At 64.9% G+C, this 19,212-nt stretch carries 21 protein-coding genes; 10 read left to right on the top strand and 11 right to left on the bottom strand.

Annotated features, from left to right (window positions below; genetic code table 11):
* Positions 1–59: 59 nt before the first annotated feature.
* Genes hcsS through arsD form a run of 4 tightly spaced genes read right to left on the bottom strand, consistent with a single transcriptional unit; the run spans position 60 to position 2,859 of the window.
* Positions 60–248 carry a halo-CC-star protein HcsS gene (hcsS, locus tag VJ162_RS07410; protein WP_324663402.1) on the bottom strand — a complete coding sequence of 63 codons (189 nt, stop codon included), beginning with the start codon at positions 246–248 and terminating at the stop codon, positions 60–62.
* Complete coding sequence (hcsL, locus tag VJ162_RS07405; RefSeq protein WP_324663401.1) at positions 239–607, bottom strand: halo-CC-star protein HcsL; 369 nt, start codon at positions 605–607, stop codon at positions 239–241. The genes hcsS and hcsL overlap by 10 nt, the downstream gene beginning before the upstream one ends.
* Positions 604–2,529: an arsenical pump-driving ATPase gene (gene arsA / locus VJ162_RS07400; protein WP_324663400.1), complete on the bottom strand. Its 1,926-nt coding sequence runs from the start codon at positions 2,527–2,529 to the stop codon at positions 604–606. Before arsA ends, hcsL begins: the two co-directional genes overlap by 4 nt.
* 3 nt (positions 2,530–2,532) lie before the next feature.
* Complete coding sequence (arsD, locus tag VJ162_RS07395) at positions 2,533–2,859, bottom strand: arsenite efflux transporter metallochaperone ArsD (RefSeq protein ID WP_324663398.1); 327 nt, start codon at positions 2,857–2,859, stop codon at positions 2,533–2,535.
* Positions 2,860–3,235: 376 nt separating this feature from the next.
* On the opposite strand from arsD, the gene VJ162_RS07390 reads away from it, so the two are divergent.
* Both VJ162_RS07390 and VJ162_RS07385 read left to right on the top strand, forming a co-directional pair.
* Positions 3,236–3,625 carry an ArsR/SmtB family transcription factor gene (locus tag VJ162_RS07390; protein WP_324663396.1) on the top strand — a complete coding sequence of 130 codons (390 nt, stop codon included), beginning with the start codon at positions 3,236–3,238 and terminating at the stop codon, positions 3,623–3,625.
* Between the two features lie 77 nt (positions 3,626–3,702).
* Positions 3,703–4,131, top strand: coding sequence for a low molecular weight phosphatase family protein (locus tag VJ162_RS07385; RefSeq protein ID WP_324663395.1), 429 nt, complete (start codon positions 3,703–3,705; stop codon positions 4,129–4,131).
* 306 nt (positions 4,132–4,437) lie between these two features.
* Here VJ162_RS07385 and VJ162_RS07380 read toward each other — a convergent pair whose 3' ends face one another.
* On the bottom strand, positions 4,438–4,710 hold the full coding sequence (locus tag VJ162_RS07380) for a DUF7562 family protein (RefSeq protein ID WP_324663393.1): 273 nt from the start codon (positions 4,708–4,710) through the stop codon (positions 4,438–4,440).
* Between the two features lie 129 nt (positions 4,711–4,839).
* Here VJ162_RS07380 and VJ162_RS07375 point away from each other — a divergent pair, with 129 nt between their 5' ends.
* The 4 genes from VJ162_RS07375 (at position 4,840) to VJ162_RS07360 (ending at position 9,432) form a co-directional block, all read left to right on the top strand.
* Positions 4,840–6,411, top strand: a complete 1,572-nt coding sequence (locus VJ162_RS07375; protein ID WP_324663392.1) for a bacterio-opsin activator domain-containing protein — start codon at positions 4,840–4,842, stop codon at positions 6,409–6,411.
* Between the two features lie 237 nt (positions 6,412–6,648).
* Positions 6,649–7,620: a phytoene/squalene synthase family protein gene (locus VJ162_RS07370; RefSeq protein WP_324663391.1), complete on the top strand. Its 972-nt coding sequence runs from the start codon at positions 6,649–6,651 to the stop codon at positions 7,618–7,620.
* A gap of 16 nt (positions 7,621–7,636) precedes the next feature.
* A complete protein-coding gene (locus tag VJ162_RS07365) occupies positions 7,637–8,413 on the top strand; it encodes a lycopene cyclase domain-containing protein (protein WP_324663390.1) in 777 nt (258 codons plus the stop codon).
* Positions 8,410–9,432 carry a Brp/Blh family beta-carotene 15,15'-dioxygenase gene (locus VJ162_RS07360; protein ID WP_407066839.1) on the top strand — a complete coding sequence of 341 codons (1,023 nt, stop codon included), beginning with the start codon at positions 8,410–8,412 and terminating at the stop codon, positions 9,430–9,432. Before VJ162_RS07365 ends, VJ162_RS07360 begins: the two co-directional genes overlap by 4 nt.
* A gap of 172 nt (positions 9,433–9,604) precedes the next feature.
* Here VJ162_RS07360 and VJ162_RS07355 read toward each other — a convergent pair whose 3' ends face one another.
* A complete protein-coding gene (locus tag VJ162_RS07355) occupies positions 9,605–9,736 on the bottom strand; it encodes a hypothetical protein (RefSeq protein WP_324663389.1) in 132 nt (43 codons plus the stop codon).
* A gap of 185 nt (positions 9,737–9,921) precedes the next feature.
* Entirely contained in the window at positions 9,922–10,512 is a 591-nt protein-coding gene (locus tag VJ162_RS07350) for a 50S ribosomal protein L15e (RefSeq protein WP_324663388.1), read from the bottom strand.
* A 250-nt stretch (positions 10,513–10,762) separates the two neighbouring features.
* Between VJ162_RS07350 and VJ162_RS07345 the strand changes: the two genes are divergently transcribed.
* Complete coding sequence (locus VJ162_RS07345; RefSeq protein ID WP_324663387.1) at positions 10,763–11,719, top strand: C-terminal binding protein; 957 nt, start codon at positions 10,763–10,765, stop codon at positions 11,717–11,719.
* Positions 11,720–11,801: 82 nt separating this feature from the next.
* Here the strand turns inward: VJ162_RS07345 and VJ162_RS07340 are convergent, their stop codons facing one another.
* On the bottom strand, positions 11,802–12,143 hold the full coding sequence (locus tag VJ162_RS07340; RefSeq protein ID WP_324663386.1) for a hypothetical protein: 342 nt from the start codon (positions 12,141–12,143) through the stop codon (positions 11,802–11,804).
* Positions 12,144–12,235: 92 nt separating this feature from the next.
* Here VJ162_RS07340 and VJ162_RS07335 point away from each other — a divergent pair, with 92 nt between their 5' ends.
* From VJ162_RS07335 to VJ162_RS07325, 3 genes are all read left to right on the top strand, one after another.
* A complete protein-coding gene (locus VJ162_RS07335) occupies positions 12,236–13,021 on the top strand; it encodes a helix-turn-helix domain-containing protein (protein WP_324663385.1) in 786 nt (261 codons plus the stop codon).
* Positions 13,022–13,126: 105 nt separating this feature from the next.
* A complete protein-coding gene (locus tag VJ162_RS07330; RefSeq protein ID WP_324663383.1) occupies positions 13,127–14,119 on the top strand; it encodes a transcription initiation factor IIB in 993 nt (330 codons plus the stop codon).
* 87 nt (positions 14,120–14,206) lie between these two features.
* Positions 14,207–15,121, top strand: a complete 915-nt coding sequence (locus VJ162_RS07325) for an NAD-dependent epimerase/dehydratase family protein (protein WP_324663382.1) — start codon at positions 14,207–14,209, stop codon at positions 15,119–15,121.
* On the opposite strand, the gene VJ162_RS07320 is transcribed toward VJ162_RS07325, so the two are convergent.
* The 3 genes from VJ162_RS07320 to VJ162_RS07310 all read right to left on the bottom strand — a co-directional run bounded on the left by VJ162_RS07320 (position 15,118) and on the right by VJ162_RS07310 (position 19,168).
* Positions 15,118–15,546 carry a cupredoxin domain-containing protein gene (locus tag VJ162_RS07320; RefSeq protein WP_324663381.1) on the bottom strand — a complete coding sequence of 143 codons (429 nt, stop codon included), beginning with the start codon at positions 15,544–15,546 and terminating at the stop codon, positions 15,118–15,120. The genes VJ162_RS07325 and VJ162_RS07320 overlap by 4 nt on opposite strands.
* Before the next feature lie 166 nt (positions 15,547–15,712).
* Complete coding sequence (locus VJ162_RS07315; protein ID WP_324663380.1) at positions 15,713–17,758, bottom strand: histidine kinase N-terminal 7TM domain-containing protein; 2,046 nt, start codon at positions 17,756–17,758, stop codon at positions 15,713–15,715.
* A 501-nt stretch (positions 17,759–18,259) separates the two neighbouring features.
* Positions 18,260–19,168: a serine/threonine-protein kinase RIO2 gene (locus tag VJ162_RS07310; RefSeq protein ID WP_324663379.1), complete on the bottom strand. Its 909-nt coding sequence runs from the start codon at positions 19,166–19,168 to the stop codon at positions 18,260–18,262.
* Positions 19,169–19,212 lie beyond the last annotated feature (44 nt).

Below are 19,212 nucleotides of genomic sequence, written 5' to 3'. Positions count from 1 at the left end.
TAACTATATATGCGGATAGAGCCGGCCGGCACTATGACGGAACGCGACAGCAGGCCGTCTCAACAGCTCCCGCCGGCGCCGCAGGCGTCACCGTACTGTATCCCGGTCTCCTCGCTGATGGCTTCGTTGCACTGCATCAGTACCGTCTCGAACTCGAAGTCGGTCGCCTCGGACTCCATCGCCGCCAGTTCCTCGCCGAGCGCTTCGGCGGCCGCCAGCACGTCCTCGTCAGTGGTGCTCAACAGCACCCACCCCCCATCGACTGGGCGAACTCCCGACCGATCTGCTCGCTTATCACGTCGTTTGTCTCCTGGAGGAGTTCGACGAGCGCTTTCTGTGCCTCGCGGTGGCGCTGGATCGTCTCGTTGTCGTCCATCTCCGACTGGAGATCCTGAAGTTCGCTCATGACCGACTGGTCGAAGCCGCCCCGTTGCATCCGCTGTTGCTTCTGCTGGAACTCCCGGACTAGCGCCGACGCCTCCGAGTCTGCTTCGAGTGCCTCACTGGCCTCGACGAACTCCTGATAGGTCTCGGAATCGGTCAACGTCTCCATGAACGTTCGGAGTTGCTCCTCGACTGCCGCCTCACTGGATTGGATTTCGCTCATGAGATGGTCACCTCCTCTTCCCGCTTTTTCAGATCCGAAAGTCCGGTAATCTCGTCGCCGAACGCGCGCAGTTCGTCCAGTCCGACTGGCTCGTCACGGCGAAGCGGCGCACACATCATCGGCGTCTCGAAGCGGTCCTTGATCTCGCCGAGATACTTCTCCTGCTGGGCCCGCCGGTTCGCGAAGAACGCGTTGTCGCCGTACGCCTCGGGCAGCAGGTAGTTCGCGACGACGAAGGCCGTCTCGATGCCGACCTGGTCTTTGAGGTCCTCGGCCGCGCGATAGGCCTCCATCATCGGCGTGAACTCCGGATACATGACAAAGGCGAAGGAACTGCGCTCGGGGTCCTGCATCGTCTCGATGACCTCGTCGTACTGGTCGCCCTTCGCGGGTGCGGCCCCCTTCGTCAGCGAGCCGAGGTCCATGAATCCCTTCCAGTCGGAAGGCAGTTCGAGCAGCCGGAGCGTGTGACCGGTCGGCGCGGTGTCGAAGACGACGATGTCGTAGCCGTCCTCTTGGAAGTAGCTCACGAACTTCTCTAAGGCGGCCATCTCCTCGGCACACGGCGACTCCAGCTCCTCCTCGACGTTGGCGATGGCCGCCTCGACGTTCAGTTCGGTGTCCTCCTTGTCCGCATACATCTCCCGCACGTGGGTCAGGACCTGCTCGCGGTACTCTTCGAGGGCTTTCTCTTGGTCGATGCGGGCCGCGTCGAGGTTCGCCTGACTCACCGACGTGGGCTCGTGCCCGACCGGCTCGCCGAAGATGTCTTCGAGGTGGGCAGCCGGGTCGGTCGTGACGACGAGGGTCTCGTAGCCGGCTTCGGCGAGCTTCGTCGCCGATGTCGCGGCGACGGTGCTCTTGCCGACGCCGCCTTTCCCGGTGAAGAACAGATACCGGGTGTCCTCGCCGGGCGTCAACTGCTCTGTGACCGCCTCGGGGTCGGCCAGCGCCTCGACGTCGACCGACTGGTCGGTGTCGACGTCGGTGGCCGAGCCGACTTCGACGGTTGCTTCCTCGCCGTCGTAGATGACGCCACCGACGTCAGCGAGCAGGTCGAGGCCGGCGATTTCGCCGGGCTGGAGCGGATAGGTCGCCGTGGCGTCGGCGTCGAACTCCTCGCTGGCGCGCTCGATGACCGCCTGTTCGTCCTCGCGTTTCCCCTCGAAGAAGGGGTCCTCACAGACCGACTCGGGGAGGTAGCCGTTGACGACGAGCAGCTGTGACTCGATACCTAGTTCAGCGAGGTCCGAGGCGCTGCGCTCGATCTCGTCGAGCGAGGAGTCCTCTGGCTTGCCCACAAAGGCGAAGGTCGTCTGCTCGTCGTCCTGTAGCGTGTCGATGGCCCGTTCGTACTGGGCCTTCTTGTCCTCCATCGAGGCAGCGGGGCCGATACAGGTCGAGCCGCCCTTCTCCAGCTCGGCGTTCCAGTCGGACGGCAGCTCCATCAGCCGGATAGTGTGGCCGGTCGGCGCGGTGTCGAAGACGACCACGTCGTACTCCGGGCTCTGCATGAAGTCGACGAAGTTGTCGAAGGCGGCTATCTCATCTACACACGGGCTGTTGAGCTGTTCCTCGATGGTTTCGAGCTGCTCGTCGTCGAGCAGTTCCCGCATCGGCTCGATGGTCTCCTGGCGGTACTCCTCGGCCGCCGTGTCGGGGTCGATTTCGATGGCCGAGAGGTTGTCGATGTCGTCGATTTCGGTCACCTCGTGGCCGATGTCCTGCTCGAAGATGTCCGAGAGGTTCGGTGCCGGGTCGGTGGTCACAAGCAGCGTCTCGTAGTCGTTGTCGGCCAGCCACGTGGCCGTGGCACAGCTGACGGTGCTCTTGCCGACGCCGCCTTTCCCGCTGAAGAAGACGAACTCGGTGTCTCCGCCGCTCGGTTCGACGATCTCTCTGGCTCCGGTTTGTGCACTCATCGTTCAGACTTGGGGGGTCGTCTCTGGGTCGCTCACTTCGCTGACGAGCTCGTTGTAGTCGAGATACTCCGACTTCGCGACGATGTCACCGTCGACGACGGTGATCGGGAGTACCGACGGTCCGTTCTCCTGGACCATGTCGTAGATGCGCTGGGTGTTCAGGAACTGGTCGATGTTGTGCTGCATGTTCGCACGTGTCACGTCGACGTCGAACTCGTCTTCGAGCTGGTCGAGAGCCGCGCTGACCTCGACGAGTTCGTCGTCCGGGTCCGGTCCACAGACGCCGGTGGAACAACACATCGCCTCTTCGTACAGGGTGAGTTCAGTCATAGTTCTAATATTCGCTCAACCGAACGGCCGGTTCGGCCGGATTGTGGCTCGCATATTCGCTATACTTCCACTGACTTCAGTTTAGCGTCTGTTCATATGTACTTCAACTCTTCGGTCGGACACGCAACTCGTCGGCTGTCCACAACTGGCCGCTGAAGCTCGAAAACCCAGCATGGGGCGCCAGAAAGCGGCGTTAGCGCCGTTCTACGTGCGCCAAAACCGAGCCTGTCCGTCGCTCCGAGCGGACTGTCAGGCTCTTCGCTTGAATTGTTGTCGAGATAGCTTTAGAATACGCTAAATTGTATGTGTTCCAAATACCGCGTTTGGAGACACTCGCTGCACAACACTTACTTTACTATCCACTCAATCTGTCTGTATGTCATCGACCGAGCGGTTAGAGCGGTATCTCTCCGACGAACGCGGCAGCTGTGGCGAGGGGGCGGTGGCCGAACGGCTCGCCGAGCTGGAAGAACTCGACGCGGCCGCGGGCGGACCCGACCTCGACGCGGACGTGGGCGTGTTGTCCGCCCTCGCCAACGAGACGCGATACAAAATCGTCCGTATTCTGCACGTCGCTGACGACGAACTCTGTGTCTGTGAGTTCTCACCGCTGTTAGATGTCAGCGACAGCGCCATCAGTCACGCGCTCTCCCAGCTCACCGACGCCGGACTGTTGACCCGACGGAAAGACGGGAAGTGGCGGAAATATCGGACGACCGCACGGGCGAACGCACTGCTCGTCGCGCTTGACGGGTCTCGACGCTGAGCGAACTATATAGAAATATAGCGGCCAACGTAGTCCAAATACGAGAACTCATGACCGGGACGCCGAATTGAGTAGCCATGTCCGACGACTCGACAACGACGTTTGGATTCGTCTGTGTACAGAACGCCGGACGGAGCCAGATGTCGACGGCGTTCGCCGAGCGCGAGCGGGAGCGGCGCGGTCTCGAAGATCGCGTCGAGATACTGACCGGCGGCACACGGCCCGCCGACCACGTTCACGATGAGGTAATCACCGTCATGCGGGAACTCGATATCGACCTCTCGGACCGGACGCCCCGGGAAGTCTCGACCGAGGAACTCGAATCCTGTGACGTGGTCGCGACGATGGGCTGTTCGACCCTGGAACTCGACGCGAGTACCGTCGACGTCCGCGACTGGGCGCTTGACGACCCCGACGGGCAGGACATGGAGCGGGTCCGCGAGATCCGGGACGATATCGCCGGACGCGTCTCGGACCTGTTCGACGAGTTCTACCCCGACAGCTGAATCCACGCGCTGTAGCGGCGGTGTGGCGGACGTTTCTCGTCTGGCAGGGTCTAACACCGGAGAGCGTCGCTGACAAACCGTCGCGACACCGTTCTAAGACGGGGCACAACGGGGAGCACCCGGAACGCGGTTATTTTATATCTCGATATTGGGTTTATGTTATAACTATCGTCGAGGCGAACGTCGGTAGCAGAACCGTTCAATCGGTGCCAAAGCCCCGTCTCGGCACAGTCCCACCGCTCTCAGGTTCGGACGGGAGCGCCGTCGAATCTCCGCCTCCGGCCCTTGGGACGGCGCCGGCCCGGTTTACTGCCGGTCGTCAGTGAGTTCGTGGAACTGCCGCAGGAAGGTCTCGCGGTCGGTCTCGCCGGCCTCGGCCGCCGCCAGCGTCGCCTCCAGCCCGTCCCGCGGCTGGCGACAGGTCTCCGTGAAACACGCCTTGCAGAGATACTCGAAGGACTTGTCCTGCCGGTCCCAGCGGTCGCCGTGCTTGTCGTATTCGCGGGCGTCTGACCGGGCACACTCCTCTCCGCAGGCGATGCAGGTCACCGTCTCCCCGCCGTGCCGGGACCCGAACATACACAGTGGTAGCGGCTGACAGGATAAATCGTTTTCCGAGCGGGCAAGCGACTCGCTGGGGCAGCCACACGTTTATCAGATAGGCAGCACTACCCTGTACATCGGCTGTTACAGGCCAGAAAGCCGACCATGCAATCACCTCAGACGCTCGTCCACTCGACGCTCGATACGCTCCCTATCAATATCGCCGTCCTCGACGACGAGGGGACGATTCTCTTTACGAACCGCGCCTGGCGGGAGTTCGCCAGCGCCGACGAGGGGGAGATGCAGGGGGTCAACTACTTCGGGACGACCGACGTCGACGCCGACGAGTACGCCAGCCGGGCCGTCGAGGGTATCGAGTCAGTCATCGCCGGCGAACGCGAGCTGTTCACGCTGGAGTATCCCTGTCACTCGCCGGACGAGAAACAGTGGTTCCTGATGCGGGTCGCGCCGCTGCCACCCGAGGAGGAGGGCAGCGCGGTCGTCGCACACATCGACATCACACAGCGGAAACTGGCGGAGCTGGCCGCCGAGCGGCGAAGCGAGCAGCTCAAGGCGGAGCGCTCGAACCTCCGCCATCTCGTCGACCGCGTCGAGGGGCTCATCACCGCCGTGATGGACGATATCATGAGCGCGGACTCGCGGGCCGACATCCAGCGGACGGTCGTCAACCGGCTCGCGACCGTCGACTCCTATCGCTTCGTCTGGGTCGGGGAGTTCGACCTGCGGGACGAGACGCTCCGGCCGGCGGCGCTGTCGGTCGACCGCCAGACTGATCTGGCCATCCCCCTGGACGCGGACGACCCCGTAGCCGTCGCCGCGCGGACCGAGGAGATTCAGTTCACGGGCGATGTCGGCTCGGACCACGCCGCCCTGACCGACGCCCAGAGCCTCGCCGCGGTGCCGCTGGTCGCCGGCGAGTCGCTGTACGGCGTCCTGACGGTGTACGCCGACGGCGACGACGTGTTCGACCCCCGGGAGCGGGCCGTACTCGGCGCCGTGGGACAGGCCGTCGCCACCGCCATCGACGCCACCGAGACCAGCCGGCTGCTGACCGCCGACAACGTCACCGAGCTCGAACTCCAGATCCAAGACGACGACGTCTTTTTCGTCTCGCTGGCCCGCGAACTGGGCTGTCGGCTGGAGTACGGTGGGAGCGTCGTCGGCGACGAGGAGACGGTGATGTTCTTCCTGGTCGAGAGCGACGACCCCTCGACGGTGTGTGCCGTCGCCGCCGACCACCCGGCTGTCAGCGCCGTCACACACGTCTCGACCACCGAGTCGATGGCGCTGTTTGAGTTCACTGTCTCGGACCCGCCGGTCGTCTCGCTGCTCGCCGACCGCGGGGCCGAGACGCGCGACATCGAGGTCACGCCCGAGCACGCCCGACTCACCGTCATGCTTCCCTCGACGACGGAGACCCGCAGTATCGTCGAACAGGTGCGGGACCACTACCCGGGAACCGACCTCCTCTCGGTCCGGGAACGCGACGAGCCGCCGGTCTCCCGCCAGGCGTTTCTCGGCGACCTCGAAGAGCGCCTGACGAACCGGCAGCTCACGGCGCTCCGGAAGGGGTATCTCGGGGGGTTTTTCGACTGGCCGCGGGACGTCTCCGGCGAGGAACTGGCCGACTCGATGGGTATCTGCCCCTCGACCTTCCATCAGCATCTCCGGGCCGGCGAGCGGAAACTGCTCGAAGCAATCTTCGAGACGTGGTGACGCCGTCGGCGGGGGAGTCGGGTCGGCCATGCAGTGCCATCCGACCAGTTTGGCAGGTGATTTAAACCTGTCCTGCCCTAATATTGGACATACGATGCGTCAATCGGGTCCCACGAGCGAGCCGCGGTCATCCTCTCTGCGGGCAGCCCGCTCGCGCTCGTCTCCACACGCCATCCGCGCCTCGGGACGGCGTGACAGCCACGGAGCGCCGAACAACCAGCCCACCACGTCGAGATAATGCAATCTGACAATATCCGCACCAGCAAGTCGATTCAACAGCAGACCGGTCGGACGTTCCACCTCGCGACGCGTCTCCTCCCCGAGCGGATTCGCCACCCGACGTACGTGATGTACGCCTTCTTCCGGGTCGCCGACGAGGTCGTCGACCAGCCCGATGGGCCGCCGCCGACTGTCCAGCACGAGCGGCTAGAGGAGATCCGCGAGGCTGCACTGGGCAACCGCGACCCCGGCGACATGCCGGACGGCGAAGTGCTCGCGGCGTTCCAGGAGCTACGCGAGAAACACAACATTCCGGACGAGGAGGTGAACGTCTTCGTCGACGGGATGGAGATGGACATCGCTCAGGCCCGCTACGAGACCTTCGAGGACCTCCGCGAGTACATGCGTGGCTCCGCCGTCGCCGTCGGCAACATGATGACGATGGTGATGGACCCGCCACAGGCCGACACCGCGCTTCCCCACGCTCAGGCGCTCGCCGAAGCGTTCCAGCTCTCGAACTTTCTCCGTGACGTCCGCGAGGATATCCACGACTACGGTCGGGTGTATCTCCCACAGGAGACCTTACAGCGCCACGGCGTCACCGAGGCACAATTGGCCGACGCCGAGGTCGACGACGGCTTCCGCGCGGTGATGCAGGAGGAACTGGCCCGGACTGAAGACCTGTACCGGGAGGGGGTTGCCGGCATCCGCTATCTGCCCGAGGACTGTCAGTTCGCCGTCCTGCTTTCGGCGGTGCTGTACGCCGAACACCACCGGCTCATCCGTTCGCGGGGCTACGACGTGCTCACGGAGACGCCGGAACTGACCCGGCGCCGCCGGCTCTGGCTCCTCGTCCGGACCTGGTGGCACTGGCGGCGCAACGGCGACCCCGAGGCGACCTTCTACGCCGTCAGCGCCGTCTCGGAGGGCAGTCCAAGCCCGACAGCCACCGGGCGAACCAGCCACGGCCAGCCCACGTGGCGGGGCTGATGGGTCCCCAGCGGCGATGACCGCCGGGTTCGACTACCTCGTCTTCCACGCCGTAGCCATCCTGCCGGTCGTCGCCGCGCTGGCCTTCCTGGCCCGCTACCGTCTCGGGACCCGGCGCGACGTGCTCGCGGGGACGCTGGTGCTCGCTGGGCTGGCGCTGGTGTATACGACGCCCTGGGACAGCTATCTCATCACCCGGGGCGTCTGGTGGTACGGCGACGGCGCGGTTCTCGTGCGCTTTCGCGCCGTCCCGCTCGGCGAGTATCTGTTTTTCCTCTTCCAGCCGCTGCTGGTGGCGCTGTGGGCCGCCCGGTTTCCGGTCGAGACGGCGCGGCCGCTGTCGGTTCCGCTGCCAGAGCGGGCGCTGGGGCTGCTCGGGGCCGGCGTGGTCGCCGCCGCCGGGCTCGCCTTGCTCGGTTCGGACAGCGGTCTGTACCTCGGCTCGCTGCTGGTGTGGAGCGCCCCTATCCTGGCCATCCAGTGGGCCTTCGGCTGGCCGTTTTTACTCTCGGAGTGGCGCACCGTCCTGGCCGGGACGCTCGTGCCGACGCTGTATCTCTGGGTCGTCGACCGGGCCGCCATCGAGGTCGGGCTCTGGACGCTGTCGGAGCGGTACACCACCGGGGCCGTGGTCCCCCTGCTCGGGCTCCCGATAGAGGAGGCCGTGTTCTTCCTGCTGACCTCGCTGTTTGTCGTCCAGGGGCTCGTGCTGTACGTCTGGCTCGTCGACCGGGTGCGGGCGGCCGAGCACCGCCGCCCCCTCGCCATGCTGTTTGGGGGCCGTGACTCGTGACGACAGCTCAGACCGCCCGCGAGACGGTCCGGCCGCTGGCGTTCGTCCCCGGGTGGGTCGGCATCGCCGTCGCCGCCGTACCGTTTCTCGCCGGCCTCCGACTCGCTCCCGTCCTCCAGTACGCGCCGCTTGTCGCCAGCGCCCTGCTTTTGGGGCTGCCCCACGGGGCCGTCGACCACCTCGCTGTCGCCCGGACCCGGGGCCGGCGACCCGACCTGCGAGCTATCGCTGGAGTCGTCGCTCTCTATGTCGCCGTCGGCGGCGCCTACGCCGTCGGCTGGTTCTTCGCGCCCGCTGCCGCTTTCGCCCTGTTCATCCTCGTCACGTGGTTCCACTGGGGACAGGGGGACCTCTACGCGCTCGTTGCGCTTGCCGACGCCGACCACCTCCGGTCGCCCATCCAGCGCCTCGGGACCGTCGTCGTCCGCGGCGGTCTCCCGATGCTCGTCCCCCTGCTCGCTTTCCCCGAGTGGTACCGGCGGGTCGCGGTGACGCTCGTTGGCCGCTTTGCCCCCGGCACCGCGGCGGCGCTGTCGCCCGCCTTCCGTCCGGACGTTCGCCTGGGCCTGGGTCTCGCCTACGGGGCCCTCGTCCTCGCGACGCTCGCGCTGGGGTACGCTCGCGCCACTGACCACGGTCCCTGGCGCCTCGACGCCGCCGAGACGCTCGGGCTCGTCGCCTACTTCGCCGTCGTCCCGCCGGTGCTCGCCATCGGCGTCTACTTCTGTCTGTGGCACTCGCTGCGTCACATCGCCCGCCTGCTGCTCGTCGACAACGACGCAATGGCCGCCCTCCGCGAACGGGACGCGAGCGCGGCCTTCGCCCGCTTTGCCCGCGACGCACTCCCGCTGACGCTCGTCTCGCTGGCCCTGCTGGGCGGCCTCGCACTGGCCGTCCCGAACCCCCCCGAGACCGTCCCCGAGTGGGTCGGGCTGTATCTGGTCTTTATCGCCGTCGTCACCCTCCCGCACGTGGTCGTCGTGACGATAATGGACGGGGAGCAAAGCGTCTGGGCGTAGCCGGCAGGCCGCACAGGAGCAAAGCGTCTGGGCGTAGCCGGCAGGCCGCACAGGAGCAAAGCGTCTGGGCGTAGTCCGACCGGACCGCACAGAAACGTAGCGCGAACGTCTCGGTAATACGACAGTAGACGGAAAAACGGAGCGTGCTCTCCCGGACCGTCAGTTGCGCGAATCAGCTGACAAGCTTCGTCGTCTCCATATAGCGGTTGCAGATATCACAGAAGGCGCTGTCGCCAGCTTCGATGATCGGGTTGTTCTCACACTCCGGGCACGCTCTGTCGGTCGCGCGGTTTTCTTTCGTCATACATCCACCTTGGAACCTGCGTATATTAAACCTATTATATGTCTGTCATATTTGTTCCTGTAACTCACGGAAGCGCTATATAGCCGCGATGAAACCGCGAAAGAACAGCTGGGGTGTCCCACGGCTCACTTCGAGGCGCTTCGTGCCTCGCTCTCACCGTTTTCTCCGTTCTTCGACGCCTCGCCTTACTTGCCTTTGCCGCTGTTCGAGCGGATCGAGGGTCGGGTCTTCTCTGCGCCCTTGCCCTTGCCGCCCAGCCCGCGGTTGCGTCGGCCGGCACCGGTCAGACCGCGGAAGACGCGGTCGGCCTGGTCCGGTTCGCAGATCCAGTTGAGGTCGTCGTCGTTCTGGATGGCCGGGTGCTCGGGGTCCACGAGGATGATTTCGTGCCACTTCTGTCGGCCGTCCTGGCCGACGGAGTAGCTGTTCAGCACCCGGAGGTTCGGGTAGACCCGCGCGGCGCGTTCCTCGGCGACGCGCTGGAGGTTCTTCCGGCGGGTGATGCGGGTGACGCCCTGGCGCTTCGAGCGCCGGCCGGCCTTGTGTCGCTGCTTGCGCGCGCTGCCCTTGCGGACTGAGACGCGGGCCACGACGACGCCCTGTTTTGCCTTGTACCCCTGCGAGCGGGCCTTGTCCAGTCGGGTCGGGCGCTCGACGCGGACGACCGAGCCCTCGTCGCGCCACTCCTGTTGGCGCTGCCACTGCAGTTCAGCCAGTTTCCCCTCCTTGGGGGTCTGCCATGCGTCTCGGATGTACGAGTATGCGCTTCGTGCCATAGTGTTTCACCACGGGCGTTGCGTGGTTCAAGTCGCGTCGGCGACTGACGGTCGCGTCGGCGACTCACATCCCGACCTGCACACGCAGGTGCCCGCTGGTGCCCGTCGTCCAGCGAGTTGCCGACAGTTCCACAGTCGCGGCCTTAAACGGTTCGAAGCCGAGCGACCGTGGGACGGCTGTGCATGCCTCGTTCCCGACCGCTGAGAACCCGCTCTGGAACTTATATTCGTAGCCCCACTGTGTTCAGACATGGACTGTGTCGTCGCCAGTGATGACCCGATGATAGATGTCGCCACGCTCCGTGACCGCCTCGACGCCGAGGTCGTCGTCGCCGACGGCGAGCGGACGCTGGTGGACGCCGCCGACGGTGTTACCGGGCTCGTCGTCGACGTGAACACCCCGGTGGGGAGCCCGGAGTTCGAGGCCCTCGACGACCTGCAGGTGGTCGCCCGGGCCGGTGTCGGCATCGACAACATCGACGTGGCAGCGGCCGCCGAGCACGGCGTCGCCGTCACCAACGCGCCCGACTACTGCACCGACGAAGTCGCGACCCACACCGTTGCGCTCCTGCTCGACTGCGTCCGCGGCGTCGCCGCCTACGACCGCGACACCCGGGCCGGAGGCTGGGGCTGGGAGCGGGGTCGGGAGGTTCACCGCCTGCAGGGCGGGACCATCGGTCTGGCCTCTTTTGGCCCCATCGCCCGTCGGGTCCGCGAACAGCTGCGTGGCTTCGACGTCGACGTAGTGGCCTACGACCCATACGTCGACGCCGACGAGATGGCCGAGGCCGACGTGGAGAAGGTGGAACTCGACGAGCTATACGCCCGGGCCGACCACGTCTCCCTGCACGCGCCGGTGACCGACGAGACCCGCGGGATGGTCGATGCCGACGCGCTCGCTGCGATGGACGAGGAGGGCGTCCTCGTCAACACCGGTCGCGGCGCGCTCATCAACGAGGACGCGCTGGCCGCGGCGCTACGTGAGGGGACCATCGCCGCCGCCGGTCTCGACGTGCTCCGGACGGAGCCCCCCGAGCCGGACCACCCGCTGGTGGGACTGGACAACTGCGTCGTCACGCCCCACGCCGCGTGGTACTCCGAGGAGGCCCGCGACGACCTCAACGCCACCGTCGCCGAGAACGTCCGGGCCGGACTGGCCGGCGAGACGCCGCCGAACTACATCGACCCCGACACCGACTGGCTGTAGTACCGAGAGCGACAGGCCGGAGCGGCGCGGAGGCCCTGGTCCGGCGGCTGTCGTAGCGCGTTCTCGGCCCGGGACTCGAAAACTAACAGTCGAACCGCGTCCGCCCGCTCCCCAGTGGTTCCCGCGCGAGGAGCGTCGTCAACACGTCGCGGCCGAGGTTTCTGCAGTACGCTGCGATACCCGGGTCACACGAACCGGCCGCTCTCGCCTGGCGGTAGTCACAGTACAGCGCGACCGGGAGCACCGGCGCGACGAACACGCCGGCGACGGTGACACCGAGTGCGACCGGCCCGCTCTGTACGACCGCGGCGGCAAGCCCGACCAGCAGCCACGCAGCGGCGCCGTGGACGACCGTCGGCCGCCAGTCGTGGGCCGGCCGGTCCCCCGCGACACGGTCGCTGCGCTCTGACGACTGACACGACATAGCGGACGAACGGGCGTTACGAGTATCACTGGACGTTCGGCGTATGCCGAAATTTTCCGGGGATATAAGCAGCTCCCCCGCGTACCACGGCTGTGCGCGAGTTCATCTTCACCATTGACTACGACCGGAACGTGGACCCACTGATGGACGTGTTCATCGACCATCCCGAGACCCACTCCCGGTCTATCGCCTGTAACGTGACCGAGTCGGGGATGTGGCGCCTCGAACGGGTCGCCGGTCCCGAGTCGGCGCTGAAACAGCTGGACGACGTCTACGAGAGCCCGGTCCAGTGTACGGAGTGTATCGGGACCCGCGACTGCGTGACCGACTGGTACTACGAGGTCATCTCGCGCGAGTCGGGCCGCCGAACGGTGTACAGCTACCGGTCTGAGGCCGGCGACTGCCACTCTATCCCCCGCCTCGCCATCGAACACGTCGGCCAGGGGGTCCTCGTCGAGACCGAGCGCCGGGGGAGCCGCTGTGAGTGGCGGCTCCTCCTCTGTTCGGACGAGGGCATCGACGACCTCTTTTCGGCCCTCGAAGCGGAGCTTCGCCCCGGGCTCACCGTCGAGTTCCGCCAGCTCGGCGAACCCGCCTACTGGGCCGACGAGGCCGTCACGCTCGCCGAGCTCCCACCGGAACAGCAGGCCGCCGTCGAGGCCGCCGTCGACTACGGCTACTACCGCACCCCGCGGGACGTCTCGCTTTCGGACCTCGCCGAGCGGCTCGACGTTTCGCGGTCGACGCTGCAGTACCGCCTCCAGCGCGCCGAGTCGTGGATCGTCCGCTCCTTTGTCACCCGCTCGATGGGCCCTGTGGAGGCCGACGAGGCCGTCGCCGAGGGGAGCCGGCTCCGGGTCGGCCGCTCCAGCGTGTGACCCGGTTTCAGTATTCGGCATATGCCAACCGAGTCCTGATACCCGATGGGCGTGTCCGTATGAACACGCACGCGAGCAGCGGTCCACGCTCGCAGTATACACCCCATGACTACACTCAGCACCTACGACGCCCACGAGCGCGACACCGACGAGGAGGAAGCGGTCGCTGACGAGCATCGCTGTCCGGACTGTGGCGGCTCCCTCACCACTGACGCCTCTCGCGGCGAGACAGTCTGTGGGGACTGCGGGCTCGTCGTCGCGGAAGACGAGATAGACCACGGGCCCGAGTGGCGCGCGTTCGACTCGGCAGAGCGCGACCAGAAGTCCCGCGTCGGCGCCCCCACGACCAAGATGATGCACGACGAGGGGCTCTCGACCAACATCGGCTGGCAGGACAAGGACGCAAACGGCAACGCCCTGTCGGCGAGCCAGCGCGAGAAGATGCAGCGCCTGCGCACGTGGAACGAGCGCTTTCGCACCCGCGACCACAGCGAGCGCAACCTCAAGCAGGCGCTGGGCGAGATAGACCGGATGGGCTCCGCCCTGGGCGTCCCCGAGAGCGCCCGCGAGACCGCAAGCGTCGTCTACCGGCGCGCGCTGGACGAGGGACTGCTCCCGGGCCGCTCCATCGAGGGCATCGCCACCGCCGCGCTGTACGCCGCCATCCGGCAGGCGAACCTCCCCCAGACCATCGACGACATGGTGCTCGTGAGCCGCGTCGACGAACAGGAGTTCACGCGGGCCTACCGCTACATCAACCGCGAGCTCGCCCTGGAGATCGGCCCGCCGGACCCGGCCGACTACCTCACCAAGTTCGCCTCGGAGGTCGACGCCAGCGACGAGCTGGTACGGCGGGCCCGCGAGCTCATCGAGACGGGCAAGGCCGCGAACGTCCACAGCGGCAAGAGCCCCGTCGGCCTGGCCGCCGCGGCGATCTACGCCGCCGGTCTGCTGGTCAACGAGGAGCTCACCCAGGAGACGGTGAGCGAGGCCACCGACGTGAGCACGGTCACCATCCGCGACCGCTACCGCGAACTGCTCGAAGCCGAGTCCGCCCGCGACACAACCGCGACGAGCGGTTCCAACGCGAGCGCCTGAGAGCCGATAAACGGGGTTGCACCGCTCAAGCTACTTAATTGTTCGACCGACCGGACCTATTTATCCTCGCCCCGCCCACTCCCGGGTATGACGGCTACTGTGACCGGCAAGACGGTTCTCGTCACCGGTGGTGCTGGCTTCGTCGGGAGTCACATCGCCGATGCCCACCTCCCCGACAACGAGGTCCGGATCCTCGACAACTTCTCCAGCGGCCGGCGGGCGAACGTCCCCGACGCCGCCACGGTCATCGAGGGCGATATCCGCGACGACGCGGCCCGCTCCGAGGCCATGGACGGCGTCGATATCGTCTTCCACCAGGCGGCCATCGTCAGCGTCGCCCGCTCCGTCGAGGACCCGACGACGAGCAACGCGGTCAACGCCAACGGGACCCTGGCGATTCTGGAGGCGGCCCGCCGGCAGGACGCCCGCGTCGTCTTTGCCTCCAGTGCCGCCATCTACGGCGCGCCCGAGACGCTCCCGATTACCGAGGGTGAATCGAAAGCGCCCGCCTCGCCCTACGGTCTGGAGAAGCTCACCAGCGACCACTACTGCCGGTTGTACGCCGACCTCTATGACCTCCCGACGGTCGCGCTGCGCTATTTCAACATCTACGGGCCGCGTCAGTCCGGCGGCGACTACGCCGGCGTCATCAAGGCCTTCACCGAGCAGGCCCGCGACGGCGGCCCGCTGACCGTCCACGGCGACGGCGAGCAGACCCGCGACTTCGTCAACGTCGCCGACGTGGTCCAGGCGAACTGCCTCGCCGCCACCACCGACGCGACCGGCGAGGCGTTCAACGTCGGTACCGGCACGCGAACCTCGGTCCGACAGCTCGCGGAGCTAATCAGAGACGAGGTCGCCCCCACTGCCGAGATAACGCACGTCGACGCCCGCGACGGCGATATCCGCCACTCGGCCGCCGACATCAGCAAGGCCCGCGAGGGGCTCGGCTTCGAGCCCACGATTTCGCTCGCGGACGGACTGCACGACTACCTGAACTAGCCCTCGACGATGACGGTCCCTTTCATCCCCGACTCGTGGGGGATACAGAAGTAGGCGAACTCGCCGGCCGTCTCGAAGGTGTGTTCGTAGCTCTCCTCGGAGGCGACGCTCCCCTCGCTGGGGTAGGCCTCACGGGCGGCCGACTCGCTGTCGAACCCGCCGGAGGCGAAATACGCCGCCCCGTCGGGCAGTTGCTCCTCGTAGGCGGTGACGCTGTGTGGGACCGAGCCGGTAGTCGTCCAGGTGACGGTCTCACCGACGCTGACGGTTATCTCCGCCGGCTCGAAGTTGAGGTCGTCGGTCATATCGACCAGGTTGTCCGTCTCCGCCCCGGCCGGTGTGTCGTCCGATCCCGACCCGCCACAGCCCGCGAGCGTTCCGGTCAGTGCCAGGCCGCCCATCCGTAGTACGGTCCGTCGGTCCATACCTCCGTCTTTGTCTTTCGACACTTACGTCACGCGGTTTCGTTCGCTGTAGGGTGTGAGCCACCGATAAATCACCTCCACGGCGTTTGCAGCCGCACTGATTGATACAACCCCAGTGGCGGCGTGCTTTCGTTTTCCCCCACAGCACGTACTCCTCGAACCGGACTCACATGAGCTCTCGGCGCTCCGCCAGCTCGACCTCGAATCGCGCTCCGCCCTCCGCTCCATCGGTTACAGACAGTTCCCAGCCGTGGGCTTGTACGATGTCTCTGACGATGGCGAGACCAAAACCGGTTCCGTCTTTATTGGTGCTGTACCCCTCCTCGAACACCTGTTCACGCGCATCCGCGGGGATACCGACACCGGTGTCTTCGATGTAGAACCCGGAACTCCCGGACATCGAGCCAACCTCGACGGTTAGATCGGTCGACTCGTTGTGCTCAACACTGTTCCGAAACAGGTTCTCAAATACGTTGAGGAGCCGACCGGAGTCACTTTGCAGGTGCAGCGTCTCTTCGACCACAAGAGTTGCTTCCCCAGTGTCCACGTTTTTCCAGGCATCGCGGGCGATAGCCTCGAGATCGGTCTCGCTGGTCTCGGTGACTGTCTCACCGGAGCGAGCCAGTGTGAGCGAGTCGTCGATAATATCTTCCATCCTGTCGAGCTGGCGTTGGACCGTTTCGATGGAGCCATCGTGTTCATCAGTGACCTCCGATTCGAGGAGCTCGAGGTGACCAACAGCGACAGTCAGCGGATTCCGAAGATCGTGCGAGACGATACTGGCAAACTTGTCGAGACGCTGGTTCTGTCGCTCGAGCTTTCGCTTTTGCTGTTGTTTTTCAGTTATATCGTGTGAGTTCAGAACGATTCCCTCGACGAACGGATCGTCAAGCAGATTCCTCGCTCGGGCCTCCATGATCCGCCATTCACCGTCGGCGTTGCGGAACCGCGCTTTGTACGTGCTGCTGTACCCGTACTCTTCGCCGTACTTCGACAGCTCTGAAATGATTTCCTCCCGATCCTCAGGGTGAATGCGTTTCGTGAGGTTTTCGCCCACTAGTTCGGTAGGCTCGTAACCAAGTGCCTCTTCGACTGATTGACTGACGTAGGTTATCGTTCCGCTCTTGTCGATGACAGACACTGTGTGGGCAGACCGCTCAATAAGGCGTTTGTATCGCCTTTCGATGCTGTGTCGTTCAGTCACGTCACGGTAGATGAACAACGACCCGATTGTCGTCCCCATCCTGTCGGTCAGGGTTGTCTTCTTCGCATCGAAGAACTGCACCTCACCGTCTGTCTCAACCTCCACTACTGAGTTGTATCCGTCACTGTCGCTCTCCAACGAGTCGTAAGCGGGGAGCAGAGCGGCGGCCTCTCGCTCGATCGGATCGGTCTCTTGCCCGCCGAGAATTTCTCTTCCAGCCTCGTTCACATCGACGATCCGCCCGTCAGGACCGACGACGAAGACCGGGTCGGTCATCTCGTCGATGAGGGTATGCCTCGCTACGGGGATCAGATCGAGGAAGTTGTAACGAAAGAGCGCGACTGCGAATACGACTCCGGTAATCGTAAATGCAAACGCTGTCGGGTCCCAGGCCGCCGTAAGGTTGCGGCTGGACAGGAGCGCTACAGCCCCAATGGTCGGTGTGATTCCCCCGATCAACATCAGTATGACCTGGGTCCGGTACTTCCCACCCCGGTTGATCCCAACCAGCGCGATGAGTATGTAGGTTGCAACTGCCAAGGCGAAGTGGTATATGAACGTAAGCCACAGTACTGGGCTCCCCTCCCGGGCCACTGCCGCGGCCGGGGCCGCTGTAACGAACCCCTCCACGTTCCATAGCAAATCGTGTGCCGGGGCGGTCAGAACAAGCGCGAAAACCCCGAGTGGCAAGACGAGTAACGCCGCCCAGCGGCGGCTATCAAGTAGCGAGTTCCGGCCGGTGTACGTGAGCCCGAACCACAACTGCGCCGGCCCGAGACCGAGAATACCGGCGTATTTGATGATGGTTCCGACCCGGTAAGACGAAAGAGTCAGACTTGCCGCCCGAACGGCGGTACCGACTGAGTACAACGAGACGAAAACCATTATCACAGCGAACGGGACCGCACCTCGGACCTCCTTACGACGAACAGCGATCACACTGATCGCTAAATTGATGCCGGCAACGGCCAGTAAAGACCATGTTAGTACCCCGGGTGCTAGTTCCATACTTAGGAGTAGTTATGTTATCCGATGTATGACTTCGCTTTGTTTTCATTGATGATATTCGAACGGTGGGTCGGCAACTCGACCTACGAGACGGTAAAAAGTGAGCTGGCTCTCTCAACTGTCTCCAGCCGACTAAAACAACGTTTCGTGGGTACTGATAGCACGGGTTCGCAGGTGTGTCACTTGTCGCACTTGTGTCACAGAGAAATTATCAAACCAGATAACTGGCTCAGACGATCGGGACATGTAAGCCGTCGATACCGTCTGAGTGGACATAGATCGGGAGCAAAACCGTTCCGCGGCCAGCACCGCTGTGACTCCATCACGGTCATCTGGCCCGGGCTCTTTCCCGGTCAGTGTGCTCCTCCGCCGGTGCGGTTCGACCAGAAACCGGCCTTGACCACACGACCAAGTCGATTTGATATAGCGAGCCATGATTTACGGAGGCGACAGCGAACGCTCGACAGTGTCGCTATCGGCGAAAAACGGCGTCGAGGGGTCTCAGACGGTGTATGCCGACACCGTCTCGAAGCTGCCGTCGGTCAGCGCACCCGCCAGGGCGTCGGTGTCGACCTCGTCGACGTGTGCGGGGTATTTCCGCCCGAAGTAGTTCACGATGTTCTCGACGTCACGCGCCAGCAGCGCCTCGCTGTTCTCGTGGTCGGTCGGCACGGCCTGGGGCCAGTCGAAGACGACGACCCCCTGTGTCGTGACGAAGACGTTGTACTCGCTCATGTCCGCGTGGACGAAGCCGGCGTCGTAGGCCGTCTGCATCTCGTCTAAGACGAGGTCCAGCACGGGGACGACCTGCTCGGGTTCGAGGCCGGTCCGGGACAGCTCGACGCCGTCGACTTTCTCCATGACGATGGCGTGGCGGTTCGTGTCGATGGGCTGGGGGACCGAGACCTCCGGATACAGCGTTTCGAGGGCGTCGTACTCCCGCTCGGCGGCCTTCCGGGCGGTGTAGAGCCAGGAGACGTGGTCGCGGTCGGCCGTGTACTCCCGCTCTTTCATGACTTCCCGGAAGTTCGTGTACCCCTCGCGGTGGTACTTGAGCGCCAGCGGTTTGTACGACTGGACCTCGTAGACGTCGCTCTCCTTGCCGACGCCCAGCGGGGCACCGAACCCTTCCAGGGTGTCCCGCTCGACGAAGGTGTGCAGGGCGAGCGCGTCGTACCCCTCGAAGGTGAGCTTGAACCCCTCGTACTGGATAGTCTTGCGCTCTACCAGCCCGCGGTCCTCACACCGGTCCAGCCGGTAGTCGACGTTCTCCTCGCTCAGCCGGGAGAAGTCGGTGAGCTTCTCTCGGTTGACATACTCCGAGAAGCGCATCCCCTGTTCGACCCCCGAGAGAAGGTGGAAATCCTCCGGCTCCAGCTCGCCCATCACCGAGACCACGTTCTGGACCATTAGCGACGCCTAGACGTCCGGTACCTAAAAGTTCGACGCGTCGG

The sequence above is a fragment of the Haloarcula sediminis genome, from assembly GCF_035656455.1.
Taxonomy (GTDB): domain Archaea; phylum Halobacteriota; class Halobacteria; order Halobacteriales; family Haloarculaceae; genus Haloarcula; species Haloarcula sediminis.
This window is presented reverse-complemented; position numbering and strand designations above follow the sequence as displayed.

What these genes read in the sequence shown, in the direction of transcription:
- hcsL (WP_324663401.1), bottom strand. Translation starts at nt 607, where the DNA reads ATGAGCGAAATCCAATCCAGTGAGGCGGCAGTCGAGGAGCAACTCCGA.
- arsA (WP_324663400.1), bottom strand. Translation starts at nt 2,529, where the DNA reads ATGAGTGCACAAACCGGAGCCAGAGAGATCGTCGAACCGAGCGGCGGA.
- arsD (WP_324663398.1), bottom strand. Translation starts at nt 2,859, where the DNA reads ATGACTGAACTCACCCTGTACGAAGAGGCGATGTGTTGTTCCACCGGC.
- VJ162_RS07390 (WP_324663396.1), top strand. Translation starts at nt 3,236, where the DNA reads ATGTCATCGACCGAGCGGTTAGAGCGGTATCTCTCCGACGAACGCGGC.
- VJ162_RS07385 (WP_324663395.1), top strand. Translation starts at nt 3,703, where the DNA reads ATGTCCGACGACTCGACAACGACGTTTGGATTCGTCTGTGTACAGAAC.
- VJ162_RS07380 (WP_324663393.1), bottom strand. Translation starts at nt 4,710, where the DNA reads ATGTTCGGGTCCCGGCACGGCGGGGAGACGGTGACCTGCATCGCCTGC.
- VJ162_RS07375 (WP_324663392.1), top strand. Translation starts at nt 4,840, where the DNA reads ATGCAATCACCTCAGACGCTCGTCCACTCGACGCTCGATACGCTCCCT.
- VJ162_RS07370 (WP_324663391.1), top strand. Translation starts at nt 6,649, where the DNA reads ATGCAATCTGACAATATCCGCACCAGCAAGTCGATTCAACAGCAGACC.
- VJ162_RS07365 (WP_324663390.1), top strand. Translation starts at nt 7,637, where the DNA reads ATGACCGCCGGGTTCGACTACCTCGTCTTCCACGCCGTAGCCATCCTG.
- VJ162_RS07355 (WP_324663389.1), bottom strand. Translation starts at nt 9,736, where the DNA reads ATGACGAAAGAAAACCGCGCGACCGACAGAGCGTGCCCGGAGTGTGAG.
- VJ162_RS07350 (WP_324663388.1), bottom strand. Translation starts at nt 10,512, where the DNA reads ATGGCACGAAGCGCATACTCGTACATCCGAGACGCATGGCAGACCCCC.
- VJ162_RS07345 (WP_324663387.1), top strand. Translation starts at nt 10,763, where the DNA reads ATGGACTGTGTCGTCGCCAGTGATGACCCGATGATAGATGTCGCCACG.
- VJ162_RS07340 (WP_324663386.1), bottom strand. Translation starts at nt 12,143, where the DNA reads ATGTCGTGTCAGTCGTCAGAGCGCAGCGACCGTGTCGCGGGGGACCGG.
- VJ162_RS07330 (WP_324663383.1), top strand. Translation starts at nt 13,127, where the DNA reads ATGACTACACTCAGCACCTACGACGCCCACGAGCGCGACACCGACGAG.
- VJ162_RS07325 (WP_324663382.1), top strand. Translation starts at nt 14,207, where the DNA reads ATGACGGCTACTGTGACCGGCAAGACGGTTCTCGTCACCGGTGGTGCT.
- VJ162_RS07320 (WP_324663381.1), bottom strand. Translation starts at nt 15,546, where the DNA reads ATGGACCGACGGACCGTACTACGGATGGGCGGCCTGGCACTGACCGGA.
- VJ162_RS07315 (WP_324663380.1), bottom strand. Translation starts at nt 17,758, where the DNA reads ATGGAACTAGCACCCGGGGTACTAACATGGTCTTTACTGGCCGTTGCC.
- VJ162_RS07310 (WP_324663379.1), bottom strand. Translation starts at nt 19,168, where the DNA reads ATGGTCCAGAACGTGGTCTCGGTGATGGGCGAGCTGGAGCCGGAGGAT.